Raw genomic sequence first — 21317 nt, 5'->3', positions numbered from 1 at the left:
TCCCCGTAGTGTCCACGCATGGACGGATGGCAGTTCTGGATCGACCGCGGCGGGACCTTCACGGACGTCGTCGCCCGCCGCCCGGACGGCTCGCTCGTCACCCACAAGCTGCTCTCCCACGACCCCGGCCGGCGCGCGGACGCCGCCGTCGCCGGCATCCGGCACGTCCTCGGGCTGGCGCCCGACGAGCCCGTCCCCGCCGAGCAGGTCGACGTCGTCCGCATGGGCACGACCGTGGCCACCAACGCCCTGCTCGAACGCACCGGGGAGCCCACCGCGCTCGTCGTCACCCGCGGCTTCGCCGACGCGCTGCGGATCGGCTACCAGGAGCGCCCCCGCATCTTCGACCGCCACATCGTGCTCCCCGAGATGCTCTACGAGCGGGTGATCGAGGTCGACGAGCGGGTGACCGCCCGGGGCGAGATCCTCACGCCCCCCGATCTCGACAGCCTCGAGCCGGAGCTGCGCCGGGCGCGGGCCGACGGGATCGACGCCGTCGCCGTGCTGTGCCTGCACAGTCACCTGTACCCGGACCACGAGCGGGCCGTCGGCGACCTCGCCCGACGTCTCGGGTTCGGTCAGGTCTCGATCTCCAGCGAGGTCAGCCCGCTGATGAAGGTCGTCCCCCGCGGGGACACCACGGTCGTGGACGCCTACCTCTCCCCCGTCCTCGCCCGCTACGTCGACCGGGTCGCGGCAGACCTGCCGGGCGTGCGGCTGCTGTTCATGCAGTCCTCGGGCGGCCTGACCGAGGCCCACGCCTTCCGCGGCAAGGACGCCATCCTCTCCGGCCCCGCGGGCGGGATCGTCTCGATGGCCGAGCTCTCGGCGCGGGCCGGGCTCACCCGCGTGGTCGGCCTCGACATGGGCGGCACCTCCACCGACGTCTCCCACCACACCGGCGAGCTCGAACGCGACTTCCACACCGAGGTCGCCGGGGTCCGGCTGCGCGCGCCGATGCTCGCGATCCACACCGTCGCGGCCGGCGGTGGCTCGGTCCTGCACGTGACCGACGGCCGGTTCACGGTCGGCCCGGATTCCGCCGGCGCGGTCCCCGGTCCCGCCTGCTACCGGCGCGGCGGCCCGCTCACGCTCACCGACGCCAACGTCCATCTCGGCCGCATCGATCCCGCCTCGTTCCCCCACGTCTTCGGCCCCGGCGGCGACGAGCCCATCGACACCGACGTCGTCGCCCGCCTCTTCACCGAGCTCGCCGACCGCCTACGCGAGGAGACCGGGGTCGACCGCACGGCCGAGGAGGTGGCAGAGGGGTTCCTCGACGTCGCCGTCGCCACGATGGCCGGCGCGATCAAGAAGGTCTCCGTCTCGCGCGGCCACGACGTCACCGACCACGCCCTGACCACCTTCGGCGGCGCCGGCGGCCAGCACGCCTGCCGGGTCGCCGACGCGCTGGGCATCTCCACCGTGCTCGTCCCGCCGATGGCGGGCGTGCTCTCCGCCCTGGGGATGGGGCTCGCAGACGTCACCGCCATGCGCGAGCAGTCCGTCGAGACGATCCTCGACGACGACGCCGAGCCCCTCCTCGCCGACGTCGCCGACCACCTGGCGGCCGAGGCCCGTGCCGAGCTCGCCGATGCCGAGGGCCCGGTCGAGGTGCTCGCCCGCGCGCACCTGCGCTACGAGCGCACCGACACCGCGGTGCAGGTGCCCCTCGGCCCACCCGGTGCTATGCGGGCGGCCTTCGAGGAGGAGCACCGCCGCACCTACTCCTTCCTCCTCGACCGGCCGGTCGTCGTCGAGGCCGTGGCGGTGGAGGCCCTGGTCCGCTCCGGGCGGCCGACGATCGCCGCCGACCTCGGCGCCGACGCGGAGCCCGCCGAGGTCGCCATGCACACGGGCGGTGAGGCACGGAGGGTGCCGCTCCGGCGTCGGGCAGGGGTCGACGGCGTCCTCGCCGGTCCGGCGATCGTCGTGGACCCGGACTCGACGACGGTGGTCGAGGCCGGCTGGACTGCGCGGGTGCTCGAGGACGGCGCCATGCTGCTCGAGCGGTCGACGCCGCGGGCGGCGCCCACCGCAGGCACGGTCGCGGACCCGGTGATGCTCGAGGTGTTCAACAGCCTGTTCATGTCGGTGGCCGAGCAGATGGGCGCCCGGCTGGAGGCGACCTCGCAGTCGGTCAACATCAAGGAGCGACTCGACTTCTCCTGCGCCCTGTTCGACCCGACGGGGCACCTCGTGGCCAACGCCCCGCACATCCCCGTCCACCTGGGCTCGATGGGCGCCACCGTCCAGGAGGTCCTGCGCCGGCGCGGTGAGCAGCTCCGCCCCGGGCAGGTCGTGGCCGTCAACGACCCGTACCACGGCGGGACACACCTGCCCGACGTCACCGTCGTCACCCCCGTGTTCGACGACGACGGGACCGAGCTGCTCTTCCTCGTGGCCTCGCGCGGGCACCACGCCGAGATCGGCGGGCTCACGCCCGGGTCCATGCCGGCGACCTCGAGAACGGTCGACGAGGAGGGGATCCTGTTCGACGACCGGCTCATCGTCGACGACGGGCGGTTCCTCGAGGACGAGACCGAGGAGCTGCTGACGTCCGGCCCCTACCCCTCGCGCGACCCGGCGACGAACCTCGCCGACCTGCGCGCCCAGGTCGCGGCGAACGCCACCGGCGTCGCCGAGGTGCGCGCCCTGGTGGACCGCTACGGGCTCGACGTCGTGCAGGCCTACATGCGGCACGTGCAGGACAACGCCGAGGAGTCGGTGCGGCGCGCGGTCGCCCGCCTGACCGGCGGGACCTGGGACTACGCGACCGACGCCGGCGCCCGCATCCGGGTGCGGGTCGAGGTGGACCGGGCGGCGCGCACGGCGACGATCGACCTCACGGGCACGTCCGCGCAGCTGGCCACGAACCTCAACGCCCCGACGGCGGTGACCACCGCGGCGGTGCTGTACGTCTTCCGCACGCTCGTCGACGCCGACATCCCGCTCAACGACGGGTGCCTGCGGCCGCTGCGGATCGTGGTCCCGGACGGGTCGATGCTCGCTCCGACGCACCCCGCGGCGGTGGTGGGCGGCAACGTCGAGACCTCGCAGGCCGTCACCGGCGCACTGTATGCGGCGCTCGGGGTGATGGCCGAGGGCGCCGGGACGATGAACAACGTAACCTTCGGGAACGAGCGGTTCCAGTACTACGAGACCCTGGCCTCCGGCTCCGGGGCGGGCGACGGGTTCGACGGCACCGACACCGTCCAGACGCACATGACGAACTCGCGGCTGACCGATCCCGAGGTGCTCGAGTGGCGCCTGCCCGTGCTGCTCGAGTCCTACACCGTCCGGCGCGGGAGCGGTGGCGAGGGCCGGTGGCGCGGGGGCAACGGCGGGGTACGTCGGATCCGGTTCCTCGAGCCCACCACCGTCAGCCTGCTCACCGGCAACCGGGTCGTGGCGCCGTTCGGGATGGCCGGCGGGCGCCCCGGGGCGCTGGGCCGCAACCGGGTCGAGCGCGCGGACGGCGAGGTGGTCGAGCTCGGCGGGGTCGACACGGCCGAGGTCGGGCCGGGCGACGTCCTCGTCGTCGAGACGCCCGGCGGCGGAGGTTACGGCGAGCCCTAGTTCGTCGAGCGTGCGGTTGCGAGTCGTCGAGCGTGCGGTCCGCCGACCTCCACCGCCGTCGTCCGGGGACCGGGGCGTAGCCGGCCGACCTCTACCGTGGGTCCATGCGCATCCTCGGCAACGTCCTGTGGTTCGTCCTGGCCGGGTTCTGGCTCTTCCTGTTCTACGTCGCCGCCGGAATCATCGCCTGCATCTTCATCATCACGATCCCGTTCGGACTCGCGTCCTTCCGGCTTGCCGGTTACGTGGTCTGGCCGTTCGGGCGTCGCGCCGAGATCCGGCGGGACTTCGGCATCCTGCACGTGGTCGCGAACATCATCTGGATCGTCCTCCTCGGTTGGGAGCTCGCGCTCGTCCACCTGGTCGCGGGTGCGCTGCTGTGCCTGACGATCATCGGCATCCCGCTGGGGATCGCCTGCTGGAAGATGGTGCCGCTCGCCTTCCTCCCGTTCGGGACCCACATCGTGCCGGTGCGCAGCCGCGCCGGCGACCCGTTCGCCGCCGCACCCGGCCGGTAGGCCACGCGTGCCCGGCCGGTAGGCCACGCTCGCCAGTGCCCGGATCGCGCCTCGGTCGCCTGCGCGCGGCCGCGGCACTCCGGAGGCGGCCGACCGCCCACCCGCTCCGGATCGCGCGTCGCCCCTTGACGTGCAAGCGCTTGCATGCGAGGTTCCCCCCACCCGACAAGGAGGTAGGGACACCATGCGACGACTACGAGCTCTGACGGTGGCGACGGGCGGTGCGCTCGTCCTGGGCGGCTGCGGCTTCCTCACCGGCGACGACGGCGGCGGAAACTCCGGGGCGAACGGCGGCGAGTGCGAGCCGACCACGCTCCGGGTCGCCATGATCCGCACCGCCAACGACCCCGGCACGATCGCGGCGCAGGAACTGGCAGACCGCGTCTCCGAGCGCACCGACGGCGACGTCGACGTGCAGATCTACCCGGACAGCCAGCTGGGCGACATGAACGACGCCTACGCGGGCGTCGCGAGCGGGGAGATCGACGCCTACTACGAGACGATCTCGACGTACTCGACCCTCAGCGGTGCCGAGGCGTTCACCGCCCTGACCGTGCCGTTCCTGTGGGACAGCTACGAGCAGTTCGCGGCCGTCCTCGAGACCGAGGAGTTCGCCGAGCTCTTCGACGAGGCCGCGGAGGCCACCGGGGTGCGGGTCGTCAACGCCTCCGGGGACAACGAGCCGCGGGCACTGACCGCGAACCGTCCGGTGGAGACCCCCGAGGACATGGGCGGCCTGAGCATCCGGATCGCGGACGCCCCGATCCCCCAGGCCTTCGCCGTGGCGCTCGGCGCCGAGCCGCAGGTCATCGCGCTGTCGGACCTGTACTTCTCGCTGCGCCAGGGCGTGGTCGACGCGCAGGAGACCGGGTCGATCGCCGTCGTCAACAACAGCATCTTCGAGGTGCAGGACTACTACATGCCGACGGACTACATCCGCGACGTGCGGGCCTGGTACGTCAACGACGATCTGTGGCAGGGCATGTGCGAGGAGCACCGCACGATCCTCTCCGAGGAGATGGAGCAGGCCGGCGAGGACGTCACCGGGTCGACCCGCGACGAGCTCGAGGCCGCCATGGAGGTCATCGAGGAGAACATGACCGTGGTCGACGTGGACGTCGACGCGTTCCGCGAGGAGCTCGACGGCGAGTTCGACCAGTTCGACGGCGACATGTGGCCCGAGGGCACGCTCGACATGGTCGAGGAGCTCGCCGCCGAGCACGCGGACGCCGCCTGACGCACCGCGACCGGGGCGGGCGGCCCGCACACCCTCGAGCCGCCCGCCTCGCGGTGCAACCGCTTGCACGAACAGACTCCCAGAAGGAGACACCATGGACTCCGACGCACCGACACCACCGGGCCGAGGACCGACGAGGCGTGAGGCCCTCGTCCGGCGCACCTCGCACGGCCTCGCCGCGATCGCGGGCGGGCTGCTGCTCGTCCTGTTCGTCGTCAACGTGGTCCAGATCGGCGCGCGCCCGTTCATGGGCGGCTGGATCTGGGTCAACGACCTCAGTCGCCTGCTCATCACCTGGGTGATCATGATCGGCGCGTCGGCCGCCGTCGGGCTGCGCGAGCACCTCGTCGTCGACTTCGTCGTGGACCGCGTGCCGGCGGCGTTCCGCACGGCGTGCGCCTACCTCACACGCGTGATCGAGCTCGCGATCGGCGTCGTCCTGCTGGTCTCCGGCACCATCGTGGCGCTGGACCGCATGAGCATCCAGTACATCCAGCTGGGCATCCCCACGGGGTGGGCGTACCTCGCGGTCCCCGTGCTCGGCCTCTTCCTCGTGCTGTTCGGCGTCCTGCGTGGCGTCCGCGGTCCCGAGGGACCGGCGCTGGCCACCGCCGACGCGGGTGCGGCGTCATGACCGAGATCGCAGTCCTCTTCGTCACGATGTTCGCGCTCATGGCGCTGGGCACACCCATCTTCGTCGCCATGCTCGCGGCAGTCCTCGTCACCCTGTTCGCCGGTGGACTCGGCTCGGCCACGGTGCTGCCCACCCAGGTCGCGGCCGGCGTCGACTCCTACGAGCTGCTCGCCATCCCGTTCTTCGTCCTCATGGGCTCGCTCATGTCCCAGGCCGGACTGACCGAGCGGATCGTCGCCTTCCTCATGTACTTCATCGGCGGCATCAAGGGCGGGCTCGCGCACACCGTCATCGGCTCGAGCGCCTTCGCCTCCTCGGTCAGCGGGTCCGCCCCGGCCGCCGCGTCGATGATCGGCTCCGCGATGCTGCCGATGATGCGGCGGTCCGGGTATCGGCAGGAGTTCTCGGCCGCCGTCGTCGCGTCCTCCGCGGTCCTCGGCCCGGTGATCCCCCCGAGCGTCCCGATGGTGTTCGTCGCGCTGGTGACCTCCCTGTCCGTCGGGCAGCTGTTCATCGCCGGCATCGGCCCGGGCGTCCTGCTCATCGTCGGCCTCGTCGTCGTCGTGGCCCTGCGCAGCCGGGGCACCGAGCGGATCCCCGACACGGAGGCGGTCAACCCGTACCGGAAGGACGGGCTGCTCGCCGTCACGCTGCGCGCGCTGCCGGCCCTGCTCACGCCGGTGCTCATCATCGCCGGGGTCATCGGCGGGTTCGCGACCGTCACGGAGATCTCGATCCTCGCGTCCGCCTACGTGCTCCTCCTCGGGCTCGTCTACCGGACGCTGAACCTGAGGTCGCTGTTCGACGTGTTCACCCAAACCGCGCAGTTCGCGTCGACGATCATGATGATCTTCGCCGCCGTCGCGGGGTTCACCTACATCGTCGCGCTCACCCGCCTGGGCGACCGGATCGACCAGCTCGTCGTCGACGCCGGGCTCGGCCCGTTCGCGTTCCTGGTGCTGACGATGCTCTTCTTCCTCGTCCTGGGGATGATCATGGACGCGATCCCGGCGATCCTCATCTTCGTCCCGGTCCTGCTGCCCAGCGCCATCGAGCTCGGGATCGACCCGATCCACTACTCGGCGGTGATCGTCGTCAACCTCATGGTCGGCCTCATCACGCCACCGGTGGGCGCGCTGCTCTTCGTCACGACGAAGCTCGCGCGCGTCTCGTTCGTCCCGCTGGTCAGGGAGATCGCGCCGTTCATCGGCGTCTACCTCCTGGTAGTCCTCCTCACCACCCTCGTGCCGGCCCTGACCACCGCCCTGCCGGGCCTCCTGTTCTGACCCGGCCCCTGCTGACACCGCACCGACGCGGGCGCCGGGTCCCGGCCCCGCACCGACGAAAGGACATCCAGTGCTCGAGAAGTACCTCGACTACGTCACCGGCATGCTGGGACGGGTCGTCGAGTCCAACGCCGAGGTCCTGCCCCGCGTGATCGACGAGACCGCGCGACGCGTGACGGAGGACCGCCTCATCTACGTCTACGGACCCGGCGGGCACGCGAACATCGCGAGCCAGGAGGCGTTCTTCCGCGCCGGCGGCCTGATGAACATCTCGGCCATCCTCGACGAGGGCACGATGCTGTCCAGCGGCGCGCGGCGGTCGATGGCGATGGAGCGCACCCCGGGCTACGGGCGCGTCGTCATCGACCACTCCGGCCTGGGCGAGGGCGACCTCATCCTCATCGTCAACTCCTACGGCATGAACTCGGCCGTCGTCGACTCCACGCTGCGGGCCAAGGAGCTGGGGGCCACGGTCGTCGGCGTCAGCTCCCGCGAGCACGCCGAGACCATCGGACCGGACCACCCGGCCCGGCACCCGTCCAAGCAGAACCTCCACGACCTGGCGGACCTCTTCCTGGACTCGCACGTGCCGGTCGGGGACGCCGTGGTCTCCTTCGACGCCGACGTCCCGAACGCCGGGGCCGTGTCGACGTTCGCCAACGCCTTCCTCATGAACGCCATCCAGATGCTCACCATCGAGCGGGTCCTCGCCGACGGAGGCCGGCCGGCCGTGTGGACGAGCGGGAACGCTCCGGGCGGCGACGAGGCGAACGCCCGGCTCGTCGACCGGTTCACCGGCCGCATCAAGCTGCTCTGAGCGACGGAGGACACAGACGATGGAGCTCATCCAGAACCACACCCTCGCCGAGCTCGGCGCCGACGGTGCACGGATCGCGGCGCGGGCGATCGCCCGGGCGCACGGCGAGGGGCGGGAGGCCACGGTCCTGCTGGCCGCCGCGCCCAGCCAGGTCCCCGTCCTCGACGCGCTGGTGGGGGCGGACGTCCACTCCCGACCGGTGCGGTACTTCCACATGGACGAGTACGTGGGGCTGCCCGCAGCGGCGCCCCAGGCGTTCGGCCGGTGGCTGGAGGACACCTACCTCGCCCGCCTCCCGCAGGGCAGCCCGTACGTCTTCGAGCGGATCGACGCCTCGGGCGCGGCGTCGGCGGCGGCGAGCGACTACGCGGCGCGGCTGCCGGACGGCGACTTCGACCTCGTGCTGTGCGGGATCGGCGTCAACGGCCACCTCGCGTTCAACGACCCGGGCGCGGACCTGGAGGACCCCGAGCCGGTGCGCCACATCGAGCTCGCGGAGGCCTCCCGGACGCAGCAGGTCGACGAGGGGCTGTTCCCCGAGCTCGCGGCCGTGCCCCGGCACGCCATCACGGTCACCGTGCCGCGGATGCTCGCCGCCCGCACCATCGTCTGCTCGGTCCTCGGGGCGGCGAAGGCCGAGGCGATGCGTGCGATGCTCGAGAACGCCGTGACCAACGAGGTCCCCGCGACCGCGTTGAAGAACCACCCGGACGTCACGGTGCTGGCGGACCTGGAGGCGCTGAGCCGTGTCGCGTGAGACGTACGAGGGCCGTGACGTCCTCACCGGCCGCCCCGTGCGGGTCGCCGTGCGCGCGGGGGTCATCGACGAGGTCGCGCTGCTCGACACGTCCGACGGGCTGCCCTGGCTCAGCCACGGCCTGGTGGACCTGCAGGTCAACGGGTTCGGCGGCACCGACGTCAACGCGGCCGATCTCACCGTCGACGACGTCGGCCGCCTCGCGCGCAGCCTCGCGGCGCAGGGGACGAGCCACTGGGTGCCCACGATCGTCACGCAGAGCCACGAGCGCGTCGCGCACGCCCTGTCGGTACTGGCCGACGCGGTGGCGAGCGACCCGGTCGTGGCCGCGTCCGTGCCGTGCGCGCACATCGAGGGGCCGTTCATCTCGCCGCTGGACGGGCCGCGCGGGGCGCACGACCGGGACCTCGTCCGGGAGATCGATGTCGACGAGGTGCGGCGCTGGCAGGAGCTGTTCCCGATCGGCTACCTCACCGTCTCGCCGCACGGCGAGGACGCCCCGGCGAAGATCTCCGCGCTGCGCCGGCTCGGCGTCGCGGTGGCCATCGGCCACACGCACGCCACGGCCGAGCAGGTCGCCGCGGCCTCCGTCGCCGGCGCGACCCTCTCGACCCACCTGGGCAACGGGGTGCGCGCCGAGCTCCCCCGGCACCCCAACCTGCTGTGGGAGCAGATCGCGGACCCGACCCTGTCGGCCGGGCTCATCGCCGACGGGCACCACCTGCCGGCCGCGGTGCTGGAGAGCGTCGTGCGCGCGAAGGGACCGCAGGGCTGCTACCTCGTCTCGGACTCGGTCGCGCTCGCGGGCTCCCCCGCCGGCCGGTACACCACGCCGGTCGGGGGCGACGTCGTCCTGTCCGACGACGGTCGGCTCGCCCTCGCCGACGACGACCGGCTGCTCGCCGGCTCCGCGGTCTCCCTCGCGCACTGCGTCCGGTTCGCGGCCACGCGCACCCAGCTCGCGCTGCCCGACGTGTTCGCCATGGCCACCCGGGTACCCGGGAGGCTGCTCGCCGAGCTCGCCGGTTCGGGCGGCGTCGGCCGGATCGAACCGGGCGCGCAGGCCCACCTCGTCCTCTGGGACACGGACCTCGCCTCGCTGAAGGTCGTGGGGCCCGCCGGCGGCACGATCGACGCATGAGCCGACCCGTGAGTCCTCGCGCCCCGCGCCCGGCGCCCGTGACCATCACCGACGTCGCGCGGGCGGCCGAGGTGTCGACGTCGACGGCCTCGCGCGCGTTCAACCATCCGCACCTGCTGCGGGAGGACACGGTCGCCCGGGTCAAGGCGGCGGCCGACCGGCTCGGCTTCCGCCACAACAGGTACGCGAAGGCGCTGAGCACGGGCAGGTCCTCCGCGCTGGGGCTCATCGTCCCCGACCTGTCCAACCCGTTCTTCCCGCCGCTGGTGCACGCCGCCCAGCTCGCCGCGGAGGAGCAGGGGTACTCGCTCTACATCCTCAGCAGCGAGCACAGCGTGGCCCGCGAGAAGCAGCTCGCCGCCCTGGTCAGCCGCGACGTCGCCGGGCTCGTCCTCGCCTCGACGCGGATGTCGCGCTCGCACGTGCTCTCGGTCGCGGACCAGGTGCCGACGGTGCTGATCAACGCCCGCGTCACCGGCCTGTCATCCGTGCTCGTCTCCGCCGCACAGGCGATCTCCGACGCCGTCGCCGACGGCGTGCGCACCGGGGCGTCGGGCGTGGCCTACATCGGGAGCAAGGAACGCTGGTGGCCGAACATGGAGCGGGAGACGAGCGCCCGCACGGAGGCCGCCGGGCACTCCCTGCCCTACCGGTACCTCGAGCTCGACGAACCGACCTACGACGCCGCGCGACTGCTCGTCGGCGACCTCGAGGTCCGCGAGGGCGAGCTCGTCGTGGCCTTCGACGACATCGTCGCCCACGCCGTCCTCGACGGGCTGGCCGCCCGCGGCCTGCGAGCACCCGACGACTTCCGGGTCCTGGGCTGCGACGACGCCCTACCCATCAGCACCCAGCCCGCGATGTCCACGGTGCACCTGGACACCCGTACCGCCGCGCGCACGGCGATCGACCTGCTGCTCTCCGACGACGCGGGTGCGGGTGCCCGGCAGGTCGTCGTCAGCGGCTCCTACCGCAAGGGCGAGACGACGTAGGGGCCGCCGTGAGCCGGCGTACTTCCGGCGCCCGAGCAGGGCCATCCTGTCCGGGAGGTCAGGCCGCCACGACGGTGACGAGTCCGTCGAGACCGGCAAAATCGTCGGTGTTGTGGGTGATCACAGCGGCACCGTGTGCCGCGGCCGTCGCCGCGATCATGAGGTCGATGACACGGCCTCGAACGTCGCGTCCGCCGGTCAGCACAAGTCCGCACACGGTCTCGTACGCATCCGCCACTGCGTCGTCGAACGGGATTCCAGCGCCCAGGACCGTTCGAAGCCGCGTGATCCGTGCCTCGCGACGCGCCCGTTCGACCGGGTCGACGGTCTTTCGGAGACCGTAGCCGAGCTCGGCCCACGACAGCGACGAGACGGCGACGTCGTAACCGGGGTGCGAGAGCGACTCCGCCACCAGCAGACTGGTGTCGAGAATCGCCCTCACTCCGCCTGCTCCCACGGGTCGGCGGGATCGACTGCGGCACGGTCGATTGCGATCTCTCGCGCCCAGGCGTCGTCGGCGCCGAACTCTCGCAGCAACGAGTCGATCGCTTCGCTGGCGACCCAGCGTGGCCTGCGATGGCCTGCGACCTCCGCCACCGGTTCGCCGTGATCGGTGATCGTGTAGGTCGCACCACCCTTGACCTCGCGCAGCATTCTCGTCGGATTCTGGCGCAACTCACCGATGCTGATGGTCTTGCTCATACACACCTCCGGGTCCAGACAATTATCTACACGGTTGCGCGTGCTGTCCAGGCCGGTGGATGGTGACCGGGGTCGGTCGCGTCGTCGCCGAGACGGCCCTCGCCCGCCGACCGGCCGGCCGGTCGGCTCAGCTCAGCTCAGCTCAGCTCCAGTCGACGCTGAGGTACTGGACCTCCTGGTACTCGCGGATGCCCTCGTGGCCGCCCTCGCGGCCGAGGCCGGACTGCTTGACGCCGCCGAACGGCGCCGCAGGGTCGGACACCAGCCCGCGGTTGAGCCCCACCATCCCCGTCTCGAAGCGCTCAGCGATCCGCATCGCCCAGCCGAGATCACGGGAGAAGAGGTAGGCGGACAGACCGAGCTCGGTGCCGTTGACCTGCGCGAGCATCTCCTCGTCGTCGGTCCAGGTGACGATCGGCGCGACCGGGCCGAAGATCTCGTTCCGGACCAGCGGGGAGTCGGCCGGCACGTCGCGCACCACGGTCGGCGCGTAGAAATGCCCGTCGAGGCCGCCGGGGACATCCGCGCGCTGGGTGACCCGCGCGCCGGCGGCCACCGCGTCGTCGACCAGCTCGGTCACGCCCGCGAGCGCCTTCGCGCTGATGAGCGGGCCGATCTCGGTCGCGTCGTCCTGCGCAGGGCCGACCCGCAGCGCCTCGACCTTCGCGCCGAACCGCTCGGTGAACTCCTCGACGACGTCGGCATGGACGTAGAACCGGTTCGCCGCGGTGCATGCCTGGCCCCCGTTGCGGAACTTCGCGAGCATCGCGCCCGCGACCGCCTGGTCGAGGTCGGCGTCGGCGGCGACCACGAGCGGGGCGTTCCCCCCGAGCTCCATCGACGCGCTCACGACCCGCTTCGCCGCCTGCTCGAGCAGGATCTTGCCGACGCCGGTGGAACCGGTGAAGGAGATCTTCGCGACGCGCTCGTCCTTGAGCCAGGTGGTGACCACCGAGGAGGCCGACGACGTCGGGACGACGCCTACGACGCCGTCGGGCACGCCCGCCTCGGTGAGGATCCGCGCGATCGCCAGCGCGGTCAGCGGAGTCTCCGAGGCGGGCTTGAGCAGGACCGTGCATCCTGCGCCGAGCGCGGGGGCGATCTTGCGCGTGGCCATCGCGGCGGGGAAGTTCCACGGCGTCACCAGCGCGGCGACTCCGATCGGCCGGTGCGTGACCACGGTGCGCACCCCGCCCGCGGGCGCCACCGTGTACTCCCCCGCACCACGGACGCACTCCTCGGCGTACCAGCGGAAGAACTCCGCCGCGTAGGTCACCTCGGACCGGGCATCGGCCATGGCCTTTCCGTTCTCCGCGGCGATGAGACCGGCGAGCGCCTCCTTCTGCCCCGTCATCAGCTCGAACGCCCGGTGCAGGACGTCGGCCCGGGCGCGCGGGGCCGTCGCGGACCAGGCCGGCAGAGCGGTGGCCGCGGCGTCGACGGCGCGCCGTGCGTCGTCGGGGGTGCCGTCCGAGATCGCGGCGATTTCCAACGTCGTGGCCGGGTCGGCGACCAAGAAGGTCGCACCCGACGATGCCGCGGCACCCCGCCCGTCGATCCACACGCCGCGCTCGGGATCGATCGACCGAACCAGGTCGGTGACGGCGGCGGGGTGGGTGGTCGTCTGAGTCATCGTCGTCTCCTTGGTCGAGGTCGCGAGGCGCACGGGGGCCTCGTCGCACTGTGCACCGGCCGTCCGGGCGGTACCAGGCCCCGTGCGGGTACTACCGGGGTCAGGGGTCAGGGGTCAGGGGTCAGGGGTCAGCGGTCAGGGGTCGTGAGTCGTGGGTCGTGGTCGTGCGGTCGCGGTCGGGCTGCCGCGACGCGGCCGCGCGCCCTGGCCCGCGCCCGCATGATGCTCACCAGTCCCCAGGCGACCCCGCCGATGGTCAGGGCCGCCGTCAGGGACTCCACCGGGCTCGGCAGCCGCCGGTCGACGAGGCAGGAGTAGAGGACCGCGAACACCGCCTCGGTGACGATGAGCAGCCCGAGCACGGAGGCCCCCAGGCTCATGCTCGCCCGCGCCCACAGCCAGGTGGCGACCCAGGACGCGCCGATGCCGAGGACGATCGACCACGCCACGAGCGCGGGCAGGTCCCCCGCCGCCGGCAGGTCGATGCCGCCACGGACCAGGACGTCGACGGCGAGGATCGCCGGGAGCGTGATGAGCGTGCCCAGGCCTGTGAGCGAGGCCCAGGAGACGCTGCTGGTCAGCGGCCGGTCGTGCAGGTACTCGCTGTTCCAGATGCCGTAGACGAGCCAGCTGAGCAGCGCGAGCACGGCGAGGACCAGGCCCAGGACCGGCCTCGGGCCGAGCACGGCGAGGTCGCCGGCGAGCGCGGTGGCGGCGTTGACCGCGAGACCCGCGGCGACGAGCAGGAACGGTCCGAGGACGCTGCGCCAGCGGAAGACGGGGCGCCGGACGTTGCCGACGGCGGCCATCATCAGCGGCAGGACGGCGAAGACGAGGGCGACGGGGACGGAACCCGCGGAGACGATGCCCGCGGAGATGAGCGAGTAGAACAGGGAGTTGCCGAGCAGGCCGAGGAGGATGATGCGCCGCCAGTCGCGGGCCCGCAGGTCGCGGACCGCGACGAAGCCCCGGGCCGCGAGGACGAGCACCGAGGAGAGGCCGAAGACGAGGTACCTGCCGAGGGCCAGCTCGGTGCCGTCGGTGGCGACGAGCTCGGGGGCGACGAAGGCCAGTCCCCACAGGGCCGTCGCCCCGAACGCGCACACCACGGCCATCCGCACGGGACACATGCTCGCACCCGGCCTCGACGGCGCACCGCGACCGGTCGCGGTGTCCACCGGTCAGGACGGTGGGATCGATGCGGCCGGTCCGTCGGCCCGTCGGCTCGGGCCGCGGCCACCCCTCAGGGCCGCGCCGCGGCCGTCCTGTGTCCCGACGCGCGCGCCGGGCCACGCCGGTCCCGAACACGACTCGGGGGCGGTGCGCCGGATCGGCACCCCGCCCCCGTGATCACCCAGGAGTCACTTCTTCTTGTTCTTCTTGGCCTTCTTGTTCTTCTCGTCGTCCTTGTCCTTCTTCGACTTCTTCGCCACGGTGCACCTCCTCGTTCGTCAACTGGATGTTGACACGAAGTCAACCATCGGTTGACGCGGGGTGTCAACCTGTCGTTGACGCCGGCGTGGCGGGCACCTGGCCGAACGCCGCCCCGACGCTCGATACGATGGCCGCATGGGCAAGCGCAGCGACGTGGTGGACGCCGCCGATCCCGGCGCCGCGCAGAACGCGAGCAGCGAGAGGCAGCGAGCCCGCGCGGCCGAGGATGCGCGGACCGCGCTCGCGGCCCTCACCTCCGCGACGGAGCCGCTGGAGGTGCTCGACGGCGCCCGTCGTCTCCGGGAGACCGCCGAGGCCATCGAGTCCGACGCCGTGCGCGCGGCCCGCTCCGCCAAGGTGTCCTGGTCGAAGATCGGCGCCGTCTACGGCCTGACCAAGCAGGGGGCGCAGCAGCGCTTCTCCCCGAAGAACGCCGAGCGACGAGGAGAGACCGATGCCCCACCCAGGTCCTGAGCAGCCCACGGCCGGCCCGGGATCGTCCGGCAACGCGGACAGCCGCGAGAGCGCCGTCCGGCTCATCCGGTCGGCCTCGCTGTCCGACGCCGCGGAGTACGCCTACGCGGCCACCGTCCCCGCCGACGCGCGGCTCGTCTTCCTCGCCGGCTCCTGCCCGCTGGAGATCGACGGATCGACGGCGGCGGTCGGCGACTACGCCGGCCAGGCCCGGCAGTGCGTCCTGACGCTGACGCAGGCCCTCGAGGCCGCAGGCGCGCGGCTCACCGACGTCGTCAGCACCCGCGTCCTCGTGGCCTCGTCACGGCAGGCCGACCTCGTGACCGCGTGGGAGGTGGTGCGCGACGCGTTCGGCGAGCACGACGTGCCCAGCACCCTCCTCGGCGTCACCGTGCTCGGGTACGACGACCAGCTCGTCGAGATCGAGGCCGTCGCCGCGGTCGTCGACGGGCCCGGCGACGTCCCGGGCCACGGCGGGCCGGATGTGCCCGAGCTCGAGGACGACCAGAGCGTGGCGCCGCGCCCGGAGGAGGAGGTCGCCGACGAGCTGCGTGCCCGTCCGGACCCGGGCGGCCGCGGCGGACCCGTCGCCTGAACGACGCCCTCGGATACAGCGGTCACAGATACCGTCGCGCGACCTGCACCGTCTCGGGGCCGTAGGAGCCGCCGAAGATCACCGCGTGCATGACGAGCATCGTCAGCTGGTGCAGGCCCACCCGCTCCTGCCAGCCGTCGGAGAGCGGCGAGACCTCGTCGTAGCCGGCGAGGATCTCCGGCAGGTGCGCGATCCCGAACAGGTCGAGCGCCGCGAGGTCGGTCTCGGCGTGGCCGCCGTGCGCCGCGGGGTCGATGAGCACACCTCGGACGCCGGGGCCGCCGCGCTCGGGGCAGCCGCGCCCGGGGCCGGCTCCGGCCGCACCACGCCCCTCGGAGCCACGCGGCCCGCCGGTCCACACGACGTTGCCGCCCCACAGGTCGCCGTGCAGGCGCGCGGCGCCGTCGCCAGTGCCGTCGCCGTCGCCGACGAGCGCGGGCTGTGCGTGGTCGAACTGCCCCGCCGCGAGGCGGTCGGCCAGCTGCTCGAGCACCCGGCCGCCGCCCTCGTCGATCGAGCCGTTCGCGAGCGCCCGCGGGACGTAGGGCCGGATCTGGTACTCGGCGTAGAACTCGCCCCACGAGGAGAAGACGGGCGCGTCGTCGTGGCCGTGCAGCGGCATCACCCCCGAGCTGCGGGGCACCTCGCCTGACCAGCCCGGCGGCGCGCAGCCCAGGGACGGCGCGCCGGCCGCGTGGGTCCGGGCGAGCGCCCTGCCGAAGGCGGCCGCGGCGTCGGGCGTCGCGGGGGCGTGCTCGAGGCGGTCGAGGTCGACCCAGCCCTCCCCCTCGGCGAGGATCCCCACGACCGGTGCTCCGCCGTCGGACTCGGCGTCGGTGAGCCAGCGCAGGCCCGCGGTCTCGAACGCCAGGGTGGTCGGCTCGTCGGTCTTGCGGTGCGTCGCCATCCGGCCATGGTCGCAACGCGGGCCGGATCCCGCGAGGGCGGGTCGGGTGATCGTCCCCTGGAGGCGGGCGGAAGGCCGGGCCATGCCCGGGTCACGCCGCCAGACTCGCCGGAGGTGCCCCGGCGGCCCGGCCGATCCGGGTCAGTCCCTCGATCCTGCGGCGAGGGAGACGAAGACCGACGTCGACACGAGCGTGGCGATCATCTGGTGGACCACCTCGGCCGTGCCCGTGGCCGCGCGGCTCGCGGACACCAGCTCGGTGCCGTGCGCGTGCACGGCACCGGACCAGGGGATCTCCGGGTGCATGAGCGGCGCGGCGCCGGCGGCGAAGAGGATCGCCGCCACGGCCGAGTCGTGCGTGCCGGCCTGGTCGCCGTCGACGAGCACGCCGCGGATCGTCTCCACCAGCTGCTCGCGCCGGGTCGACTCCCCCGCCGTGAGCCGCGTGGAGGGCACGAACCCGAGGATCTTGCGCCGCTCGCTCCCCAGGTGGCCGCGGTCGACGAGCCGGTCGATGACGGGCGCCCGCAGGCGCGGCCCGACCTGGAGGACGAAGGACTGCGCAGTGACCGGGCGGCGGGCCACGACGTCCCAGCCGATGCGCAGCAGCTCGTCGCCTGGCGGGATCTCCGACGCCGCCCGGACCGCGTCGCGCGGGTCGTCGGCGTCGGGCGTGACGAGCCCCTGCTCGGCCAGGTCGACGAGCAGTGCGCCGGCGAGCGCATGGAACAGGCGCTGCCCCTCGCCCCGGAAGAGGTGGTGGCGCTCGTCGAACAGGACGAGGAGCAGGTCCTCGACGACGAGCTCGGCGCTGGTGGTGGTCGACGACATCGGTCGGGCCTCTCGGTGGGGCGGGCGGCGCCGCGGTCCGGGTCCGGCCCGGTCCGTCGGCAGGACGCGCGTGTCCACCACGGTAGCGTCACCGGCTCGCTCTGCCGAGAGCGGATCGGCTGGGCCGCGCGCAGCGGGGCGCCCTACGCTCGCGGACATGACCGACAGCAGCAGCGCCGGGGACGACGAGGCGACGACGCACGCGGAACCGGGCGACGACGTCGGACGACCCGCCTGGAGGTCCGGCGTCACCGGACAACGCGACCGTACGCCTCCGGGGGTGCCCGAGCCGCTGTGGCGGCACATGGTCGGCGACCGGTTGCGGGTCGCGCGGCACGAGCGCGGGGAGCGGCTGACCGACGTCGCCGAGCGTGCCGGCCTGTCACCTCAGTACCTCTCCGAGGTCGAGCGCGGCCGGAAGGAGCCCTCGAGCGAGATGATCGCCGCCATCGGCGGTGCCCTCGACCTCACGCTCGTCGACCTCGCGCTGTCCGTGGCCCAGCGGCTCGGCGCCACGCCGGCCGCGCTCCCCCACGCCGGGTCGACGCGCGACGGGGCCACGTGCCGCGGCGCGTTCGCCCTCGCCGCCTGACGTCGCGGCACCGTCGCCGGCTCCTCGCGGGCAACGGACGGTGCGGCACGCCACCGCGCGACGCCCTTCCCACCCGGCCCGTCCCGCGCAGCCAGACAGCTCAGCGGCCATCGATGACGTGGTCGACCAGGCCGTAGTCGCGGGCCGCCGCGGCGGTGAGCACGCGGTCGCGGTCGGTGTCGGCTCGCAGCCGCGCGACGCTCTGGCCGGTGTGCCGCGCCAGCGCCTCCTCCATGTCGGAGCGGATCCGGACGACCTCGTCGGCCTGGAGGATGAGGTCCGGGATCGTGCCGCGCCCCTGGGCGGTGGGCTGGTGCAGGACGATGCGGGCATGCGGCAGGGCGGCGCGCTTGCCCGGGGCACCGGCGGCGAGCAGGACGGCACCCGGCCCCACCGCCTGACCGACGCAGGTGGTCGCGACCTCGGGTCGGATGTAGAGCATCGTGTCGTAGACGGCGAGCATGGCGCTCGGGTCGCCGCCCTCGCAGTTGACGTAGAGGTGGATGTCGCCGTCGGGCTTGTCGGACTCCAGGTGCAGGAGCTGGGCGATGAGGGTGTTGGCGACGCCGGCGTCGATGCCCGTGCCGAGGTAGATGATGCGCTCGGTCAGCAGGTGGGAGTAGACGTCCATGATCCGCTCTCCGCGCGGGTGCTGGGCGATGACGTTGGGAACCGTGTAGCTGGTCATCGCGCACCTTCCGCGGCGACGAACCCGGCCGCGGTGCGGGCACGGGGCCGGATCTGGTCGAAGGAGTCGGCGATCTCGTCGATGAACCCGTACTCCAGCGCCTCGCGTGCCGTGTACCAGCGGTCGTGCAGGGAGTCCTCGAAGACGCTCTCGATGCTCTGCCCGGTGTCCTCGGCGACGAGCCGCAGGACGGTGTCGCGCGTGTGCCGCAGGTCGTCGGCCTGCAGCTCGACGTCGACGGCGGAACCCCCGATGCCGGCCGATCCCTGGTGCATGAGGATCCGCGCGTGCGGCAGCGCGCGCCGGTGGCCGGGCGTGCCTGCGGACAGGAGGAACTGGCCGGCGCTGCAGGCGATGCCGAGGGCGAGGGTCGCGACGTCGTTCGGGATCATCCGCATGACGTCACGGATGGCGAGCATCGCGGGCACGGATCCGCCCGGGGAGTGGATCCACAGGGCGATGCCCGCGGCGGGGTCCTCGGCCGACAGGGCGATGAGCTGGGTGGCCAGCAGGGTGCCGTTGTCGTCGTCGAGGACGCCGTCGAGGACGAGGACGCGGCGCTCGAACAGGTCGCGGCGCGCCGACTCGCTGAACAGTGGTGGTCGGGGCTGATCGCTCATGCAGGCACCCTGCGCCCGGTGAGGTGGCCGGGGAGCCGGGATCTGCCGCCGGCAGATCGGCCGTCGGCAGCGCGGGTGAAGAACCGCGTGCGGCGTCAGCCGTCCTGCTGGACGACCTCGAAGCCGAGGACCTCGACGTCCATGCCGCGACGCTGGTCGTTCTCGTGCCCGCCGGTGGGGCGTGCGGCGGACCAGGCCTCATAATCCTCGCGGCTCTCCCAGCGGGTGACGACGAAGTAGCGGGACTCCCCGACGACGGGGCGCAGCAGCTCGAAGCCGAGGAACCCTGGCGAGGCGTCGACGGCCTTCCTACGGGCGGCGAAGCGCTGCTCGATCTCGGCCTGCGCGCCCTCGGGGAACGTCAGGGCGGTGATGTTGACGAAGGCCATGGTGATCTCCTCCTGCGGCGCGGGCGCGCCGGCGCGATGCACGGGTGACGGTTGCGGTAAGGCCAGCCTAAGCACGCGCGGAGTCGTCCGGCTGAGCCCTTGGTCCCGGGCAGGGGTACTCCTGCCCTGGTCCGGGGCGCGCGCTCGTCCTAGCGTGCGGTCATGTCCCCCGACGCTCCCCCGAGACCACCGATCTCCCGACGACGATGGTTCGTGCAGGGCGCCCTGCTCGGGGTGATCGCCTCCGTGCTGCTCGTCGGGGCGGTCGGCCTGCTGCGGCGCGACGCGGCCGAACCGCTCGTCACGACCTACGGCCTGTCCGACACCACGGGCACCGGCGACCTGCGCACCGTGGGCTTCTGGGTCTACGACGTGCGCCAGCCCTCCGCGGTACCGTCCCTCGCCTCCCCCTGGGGCGACCGGTACGTCTCCCTGACCGGCAGCCTGACCTGGACGTGGGGTGCCGACGGCGACGACGGCCGGGAGACGATCGACCTGTCCGACCTGGACACGACGCTGTTCGCCGTCGACGCCGACGGCGCCCGCACCGAGCTGGCGCTCACGGAACGGGGCCAGCGGGCGGCGGACCGGATCGGCGGCACGATCCAGCGCCGGGATCCCTACCGGTTCTGGCTCGTCCACGAGCCCGGCGAGGGGCAGGTCGAGCACTACGAGCTCGAGCTGACGGTCGACGGCGCGGACTACACGTTCGTCCTCACGGAAGGTGGCCGGTGATGGCCGGCCTCTCGCGGGCCCTGGTCCCGCCCAGAGGTGCGCGGGCGGTGTTCGGCGTCGCCGGAGTCGCGATGTTCGCGACGTTGAGCACCGGGCTGGTCCTGCTGCCGCGCGGCGGGGGCGAGGGGGCGACCGTCCGCGGCGAGGAGGTCCGTGCCGAGCTGGTCGACGGGGTCGGGGTGACGCTCGTCGGGGAGCTGCGCGACCGGGGCTGGCGGGCGGACTGGCCCAGCGAGCCGTACGCGCTCGATCTCGAGCTGACGATCGAGAACGAGAGCGATGAGCCTGTGACGCGGAGGTACGACGTGCGGGTGACCGAGGTCTCCGACCCGGGCGATCCGTTCATCCTCCGGCAGAGTCTGGAGTACAGCCTGGGCACCGCGCACGTCCCGGCGGGGACGTCGCTGACCACGGGCTTCGGCTTCCACCACACGGACGGGTGCGGGGACTTCATCGCGTTCGTGGACTACAGCCCGGACAGCGACTACGGCTCGGACCTGCGCACCGTCGAGGTGCCGTTCACGATCGGCGACGAGGAGTGCCTGGCCGACCTGGCGTGAGGGACCGCGGGACGCCGCCGCAGGTCCCCGGCCATGTTCGGGTTGGCCATGTTCTCGCCGGCCTCAGAAGTACTTCCGAAGATATTCACGGAGCTCGTCGTCGCAGACGTACACGAACGTCCCGAGCATTCCCCTCGTCAGCAGCACACCGTAGATGTTGGTGATGAGTCGACGAAGGTCGTCGTCCGTGTACATG

Annotated in this window: 23 protein-coding genes and 1 pseudogene; 14 read left to right on the top strand and 10 right to left on the bottom strand. The window is 72.8% G+C overall.

All coding sequences use genetic code 11. The features are described from left to right. The first annotated feature begins 18 nt into the window (after positions 1-18). The 9 genes from ACPYO4_RS14345 to ACPYO4_RS14305 all read left to right on the top strand — a co-directional run bounded on the left by ACPYO4_RS14345 (position 19) and on the right by ACPYO4_RS14305 (position 10961). On the top strand, positions 19-3579 hold the full coding sequence (locus ACPYO4_RS14345; protein WP_425709933.1) for a hydantoinase B/oxoprolinase family protein: 3561 nt from the start codon (positions 19-21) through the stop codon (positions 3577-3579). A 104-nt stretch (positions 3580-3683) separates the two neighbouring features. Further along, positions 3684-4097, top strand: a complete 414-nt coding sequence (locus tag ACPYO4_RS14340; RefSeq protein WP_425709932.1) for a YccF domain-containing protein — start codon at positions 3684-3686, stop codon at positions 4095-4097. 184 nt (positions 4098-4281) lie between these two features. After that, positions 4282-5334, top strand: a complete 1053-nt coding sequence (locus ACPYO4_RS14335; protein ID WP_425709931.1) for a TRAP transporter substrate-binding protein — start codon at positions 4282-4284, stop codon at positions 5332-5334. A 94-nt stretch (positions 5335-5428) separates the two neighbouring features. Then, a complete protein-coding gene (locus ACPYO4_RS14330; protein ID WP_425709930.1) occupies positions 5429-5968 on the top strand; it encodes a TRAP transporter small permease in 540 nt (179 codons plus the stop codon). Continuing rightward, entirely contained in the window at positions 5965-7254 is a 1290-nt protein-coding gene (locus tag ACPYO4_RS14325; protein WP_425709929.1) for a TRAP transporter large permease, read from the top strand. The genes ACPYO4_RS14330 and ACPYO4_RS14325 overlap by 4 nt, the downstream gene beginning before the upstream one ends. 70 nt (positions 7255-7324) lie before the next feature. After that, positions 7325-8071, top strand: a complete 747-nt coding sequence (locus ACPYO4_RS14320; protein ID WP_425709928.1) for a sugar isomerase domain-containing protein — start codon at positions 7325-7327, stop codon at positions 8069-8071. Between the two features lie 19 nt (positions 8072-8090). Next, positions 8091-8828, top strand: a complete 738-nt coding sequence (locus ACPYO4_RS14315; RefSeq protein ID WP_425709927.1) for a 6-phosphogluconolactonase — start codon at positions 8091-8093, stop codon at positions 8826-8828. Continuing rightward, positions 8818-9969 (top strand): N-acetylglucosamine-6-phosphate deacetylase, encoded by a 1152-nt coding sequence (locus tag ACPYO4_RS14310; protein WP_425709926.1) that lies wholly within the window; start codon positions 8818-8820, stop codon positions 9967-9969. Before ACPYO4_RS14315 ends, ACPYO4_RS14310 begins: the two co-directional genes overlap by 11 nt. Continuing rightward, positions 9966-10961, top strand: coding sequence for a LacI family DNA-binding transcriptional regulator (locus ACPYO4_RS14305; protein ID WP_425709925.1), 996 nt, complete (start codon positions 9966-9968; stop codon positions 10959-10961). The genes ACPYO4_RS14310 and ACPYO4_RS14305 overlap by 4 nt, the downstream gene beginning before the upstream one ends. Before the next feature lie 58 nt (positions 10962-11019). On the opposite strand, the gene ACPYO4_RS14300 is transcribed toward ACPYO4_RS14305, so the two are convergent. The 4 genes from ACPYO4_RS14300 to ACPYO4_RS14285 form a co-directional block, all read right to left on the bottom strand. After that, complete coding sequence (locus tag ACPYO4_RS14300; RefSeq protein WP_425709924.1) at positions 11020-11403, bottom strand: PIN domain-containing protein; 384 nt, start codon at positions 11401-11403, stop codon at positions 11020-11022. After that, positions 11400-11663: a type II toxin-antitoxin system Phd/YefM family antitoxin gene (locus ACPYO4_RS14295; protein ID WP_425709923.1), complete on the bottom strand. Its 264-nt coding sequence runs from the start codon at positions 11661-11663 to the stop codon at positions 11400-11402. The genes ACPYO4_RS14300 and ACPYO4_RS14295 overlap by 4 nt, the downstream gene beginning before the upstream one ends. A 142-nt stretch (positions 11664-11805) precedes the next feature. After that, entirely contained in the window at positions 11806-13296 is a 1491-nt protein-coding gene (locus tag ACPYO4_RS14290) for an NAD-dependent succinate-semialdehyde dehydrogenase (RefSeq protein ID WP_425709922.1), read from the bottom strand. A gap of 128 nt (positions 13297-13424) precedes the next feature. Next, on the bottom strand, positions 13425-14411 hold the full coding sequence (locus ACPYO4_RS14285; protein ID WP_425709962.1) for a DMT family transporter: 987 nt from the start codon (positions 14409-14411) through the stop codon (positions 13425-13427). A gap of 454 nt (positions 14412-14865) precedes the next feature. On the opposite strand from ACPYO4_RS14285, the gene ACPYO4_RS14280 reads away from it, so the two are divergent. Both ACPYO4_RS14280 and ACPYO4_RS14275 read left to right on the top strand, forming a co-directional pair. Beyond that, positions 14866-15204, top strand: a complete 339-nt coding sequence (locus ACPYO4_RS14280) for a hypothetical protein (protein WP_425709921.1) — start codon at positions 14866-14868, stop codon at positions 15202-15204. A 64-nt stretch (positions 15205-15268) separates the two neighbouring features. Then, positions 15269-15652: pseudogene (locus tag ACPYO4_RS14275) on the top strand (RidA family protein); the annotation flags it as partial. A gap of 169 nt (positions 15653-15821) precedes the next feature. Here the strand turns inward: ACPYO4_RS14275 and ACPYO4_RS14270 are convergent. Both ACPYO4_RS14270 and ACPYO4_RS14265 read right to left on the bottom strand, forming a co-directional pair. After that, positions 15822-16706: a fructosamine kinase family protein gene (locus ACPYO4_RS14270; protein WP_425709920.1), complete on the bottom strand. Its 885-nt coding sequence runs from the start codon at positions 16704-16706 to the stop codon at positions 15822-15824. Between the two features lie 141 nt (positions 16707-16847). Further along, a complete protein-coding gene (locus ACPYO4_RS14265; RefSeq protein WP_425709919.1) occupies positions 16848-17537 on the bottom strand; it encodes a GOLPH3/VPS74 family protein in 690 nt (229 codons plus the stop codon). 157 nt (positions 17538-17694) lie between these two features. On the opposite strand from ACPYO4_RS14265, the gene ACPYO4_RS14260 reads away from it, so the two are divergent. Next, positions 17695-18129 carry a helix-turn-helix domain-containing protein gene (locus ACPYO4_RS14260; RefSeq protein WP_425709918.1) on the top strand — a complete coding sequence of 145 codons (435 nt, stop codon included), beginning with the start codon at positions 17695-17697 and terminating at the stop codon, positions 18127-18129. Between the two features lie 100 nt (positions 18130-18229). On the opposite strand, the gene ACPYO4_RS14255 is transcribed toward ACPYO4_RS14260, so the two are convergent. From ACPYO4_RS14255 to ACPYO4_RS14245, 3 genes are all read right to left on the bottom strand, one after another. Next, entirely contained in the window at positions 18230-18817 is a 588-nt protein-coding gene (locus ACPYO4_RS14255) for a ClpP family protease (RefSeq protein WP_425709917.1), read from the bottom strand. Then, positions 18814-19437: a ClpP family protease gene (locus ACPYO4_RS14250; RefSeq protein ID WP_425709916.1), complete on the bottom strand. Its 624-nt coding sequence runs from the start codon at positions 19435-19437 to the stop codon at positions 18814-18816. The genes ACPYO4_RS14255 and ACPYO4_RS14250 overlap by 4 nt, the downstream gene beginning before the upstream one ends. A gap of 95 nt (positions 19438-19532) precedes the next feature. Next, positions 19533-19826 carry an antibiotic biosynthesis monooxygenase family protein gene (locus ACPYO4_RS14245; RefSeq protein ID WP_425709915.1) on the bottom strand — a complete coding sequence of 98 codons (294 nt, stop codon included), beginning with the start codon at positions 19824-19826 and terminating at the stop codon, positions 19533-19535. Positions 19827-19988: 162 nt separating this feature from the next. Here ACPYO4_RS14245 and ACPYO4_RS14240 point away from each other — a divergent pair, with 162 nt between their 5' ends. Together ACPYO4_RS14240 and ACPYO4_RS14235 are read left to right on the top strand one after the other, a co-directional pair. After that, the gene (locus ACPYO4_RS14240; protein ID WP_425709914.1) at positions 19989-20561 is read left to right on the top strand and encodes a hypothetical protein; all 573 of its coding nucleotides are present in this window, start codon (positions 19989-19991) and stop codon (positions 20559-20561) included. Further along, positions 20561-21121 carry a hypothetical protein gene (locus tag ACPYO4_RS14235; RefSeq protein WP_425709913.1) on the top strand — a complete coding sequence of 187 codons (561 nt, stop codon included), beginning with the start codon at positions 20561-20563 and terminating at the stop codon, positions 21119-21121. The genes ACPYO4_RS14240 and ACPYO4_RS14235 overlap by 1 nt, the downstream gene beginning before the upstream one ends. A gap of 63 nt (positions 21122-21184) precedes the next feature. On the opposite strand, the gene ACPYO4_RS14230 is transcribed toward ACPYO4_RS14235, so the two are convergent. Further along, positions 21185-21316 carry a DNA/RNA helicase domain-containing protein gene (locus ACPYO4_RS14230; RefSeq protein ID WP_425709961.1) on the bottom strand — a complete coding sequence of 44 codons (132 nt, stop codon included), beginning with the start codon at positions 21314-21316 and terminating at the stop codon, positions 21185-21187. Between the last annotated feature and the right edge of the window lies 1 nt (position 21317).

The sequence above is a fragment of the Georgenia sp. Z1491 genome (assembly GCF_049856175.1).
Classification (GTDB): domain Bacteria; phylum Actinomycetota; class Actinomycetes; order Actinomycetales; family Actinomycetaceae; genus JB111.
Note: the sequence above shows the minus strand (reverse complement) of the source record. Positions and strands in the feature narration are given on the sequence as shown.

Bases quoted from the DNA above. Each gene is read 5' to 3' on its own strand.
- ACPYO4_RS14270 (WP_425709920.1), bottom strand. From the start codon at position 16,706: ATGGCGACGCACCGCAAGACCGACGAGCCGACCACCCTGGCGTTCGAG.
- ACPYO4_RS14260 (WP_425709918.1), top strand. From the start codon at position 17,695: ATGACCGACAGCAGCAGCGCCGGGGACGACGAGGCGACGACGCACGCG.
- ACPYO4_RS14280 (WP_425709921.1), top strand. From the start codon at position 14,866: ATGGGCAAGCGCAGCGACGTGGTGGACGCCGCCGATCCCGGCGCCGCG.
- ACPYO4_RS14255 (WP_425709917.1), bottom strand. From the start codon at position 18,817: ATGACCAGCTACACGGTTCCCAACGTCATCGCCCAGCACCCGCGCGGA.
- ACPYO4_RS14240 (WP_425709914.1), top strand. From the start codon at position 19,989: ATGTCCCCCGACGCTCCCCCGAGACCACCGATCTCCCGACGACGATGG.
- ACPYO4_RS14245 (WP_425709915.1), bottom strand. From the start codon at position 19,826: ATGGCCTTCGTCAACATCACCGCCCTGACGTTCCCCGAGGGCGCGCAG.
- ACPYO4_RS14330 (WP_425709930.1), top strand. From the start codon at position 5,429: ATGGACTCCGACGCACCGACACCACCGGGCCGAGGACCGACGAGGCGT.
- ACPYO4_RS14315 (WP_425709927.1), top strand. From the start codon at position 8,091: ATGGAGCTCATCCAGAACCACACCCTCGCCGAGCTCGGCGCCGACGGT.
- ACPYO4_RS14295 (WP_425709923.1), bottom strand. From the start codon at position 11,663: ATGAGCAAGACCATCAGCATCGGTGAGTTGCGCCAGAATCCGACGAGA.
- ACPYO4_RS14235 (WP_425709913.1), top strand. From the start codon at position 20,561: ATGGCCGGCCTCTCGCGGGCCCTGGTCCCGCCCAGAGGTGCGCGGGCG.
- ACPYO4_RS14230 (WP_425709961.1), bottom strand. From the start codon at position 21,316: ATGTACACGGACGACGACCTTCGTCGACTCATCACCAACATCTACGGT.
- ACPYO4_RS14265 (WP_425709919.1), bottom strand. From the start codon at position 17,537: ATGTCGTCGACCACCACCAGCGCCGAGCTCGTCGTCGAGGACCTGCTC.
- ACPYO4_RS14285 (WP_425709962.1), bottom strand. From the start codon at position 14,411: ATGGCCGTGGTGTGCGCGTTCGGGGCGACGGCCCTGTGGGGACTGGCC.
- ACPYO4_RS14250 (WP_425709916.1), bottom strand. From the start codon at position 19,437: ATGAGCGATCAGCCCCGACCACCACTGTTCAGCGAGTCGGCGCGCCGC.
- ACPYO4_RS14325 (WP_425709929.1), top strand. From the start codon at position 5,965: ATGACCGAGATCGCAGTCCTCTTCGTCACGATGTTCGCGCTCATGGCG.
- ACPYO4_RS14340 (WP_425709932.1), top strand. From the start codon at position 3,684: ATGCGCATCCTCGGCAACGTCCTGTGGTTCGTCCTGGCCGGGTTCTGG.
- ACPYO4_RS14345 (WP_425709933.1), top strand. From the start codon at position 19: ATGGACGGATGGCAGTTCTGGATCGACCGCGGCGGGACCTTCACGGAC.
- ACPYO4_RS14290 (WP_425709922.1), bottom strand. From the start codon at position 13,296: ATGACTCAGACGACCACCCACCCCGCCGCCGTCACCGACCTGGTTCGG.
- ACPYO4_RS14305 (WP_425709925.1), top strand. From the start codon at position 9,966: ATGAGCCGACCCGTGAGTCCTCGCGCCCCGCGCCCGGCGCCCGTGACC.
- ACPYO4_RS14335 (WP_425709931.1), top strand. From the start codon at position 4,282: ATGCGACGACTACGAGCTCTGACGGTGGCGACGGGCGGTGCGCTCGTC.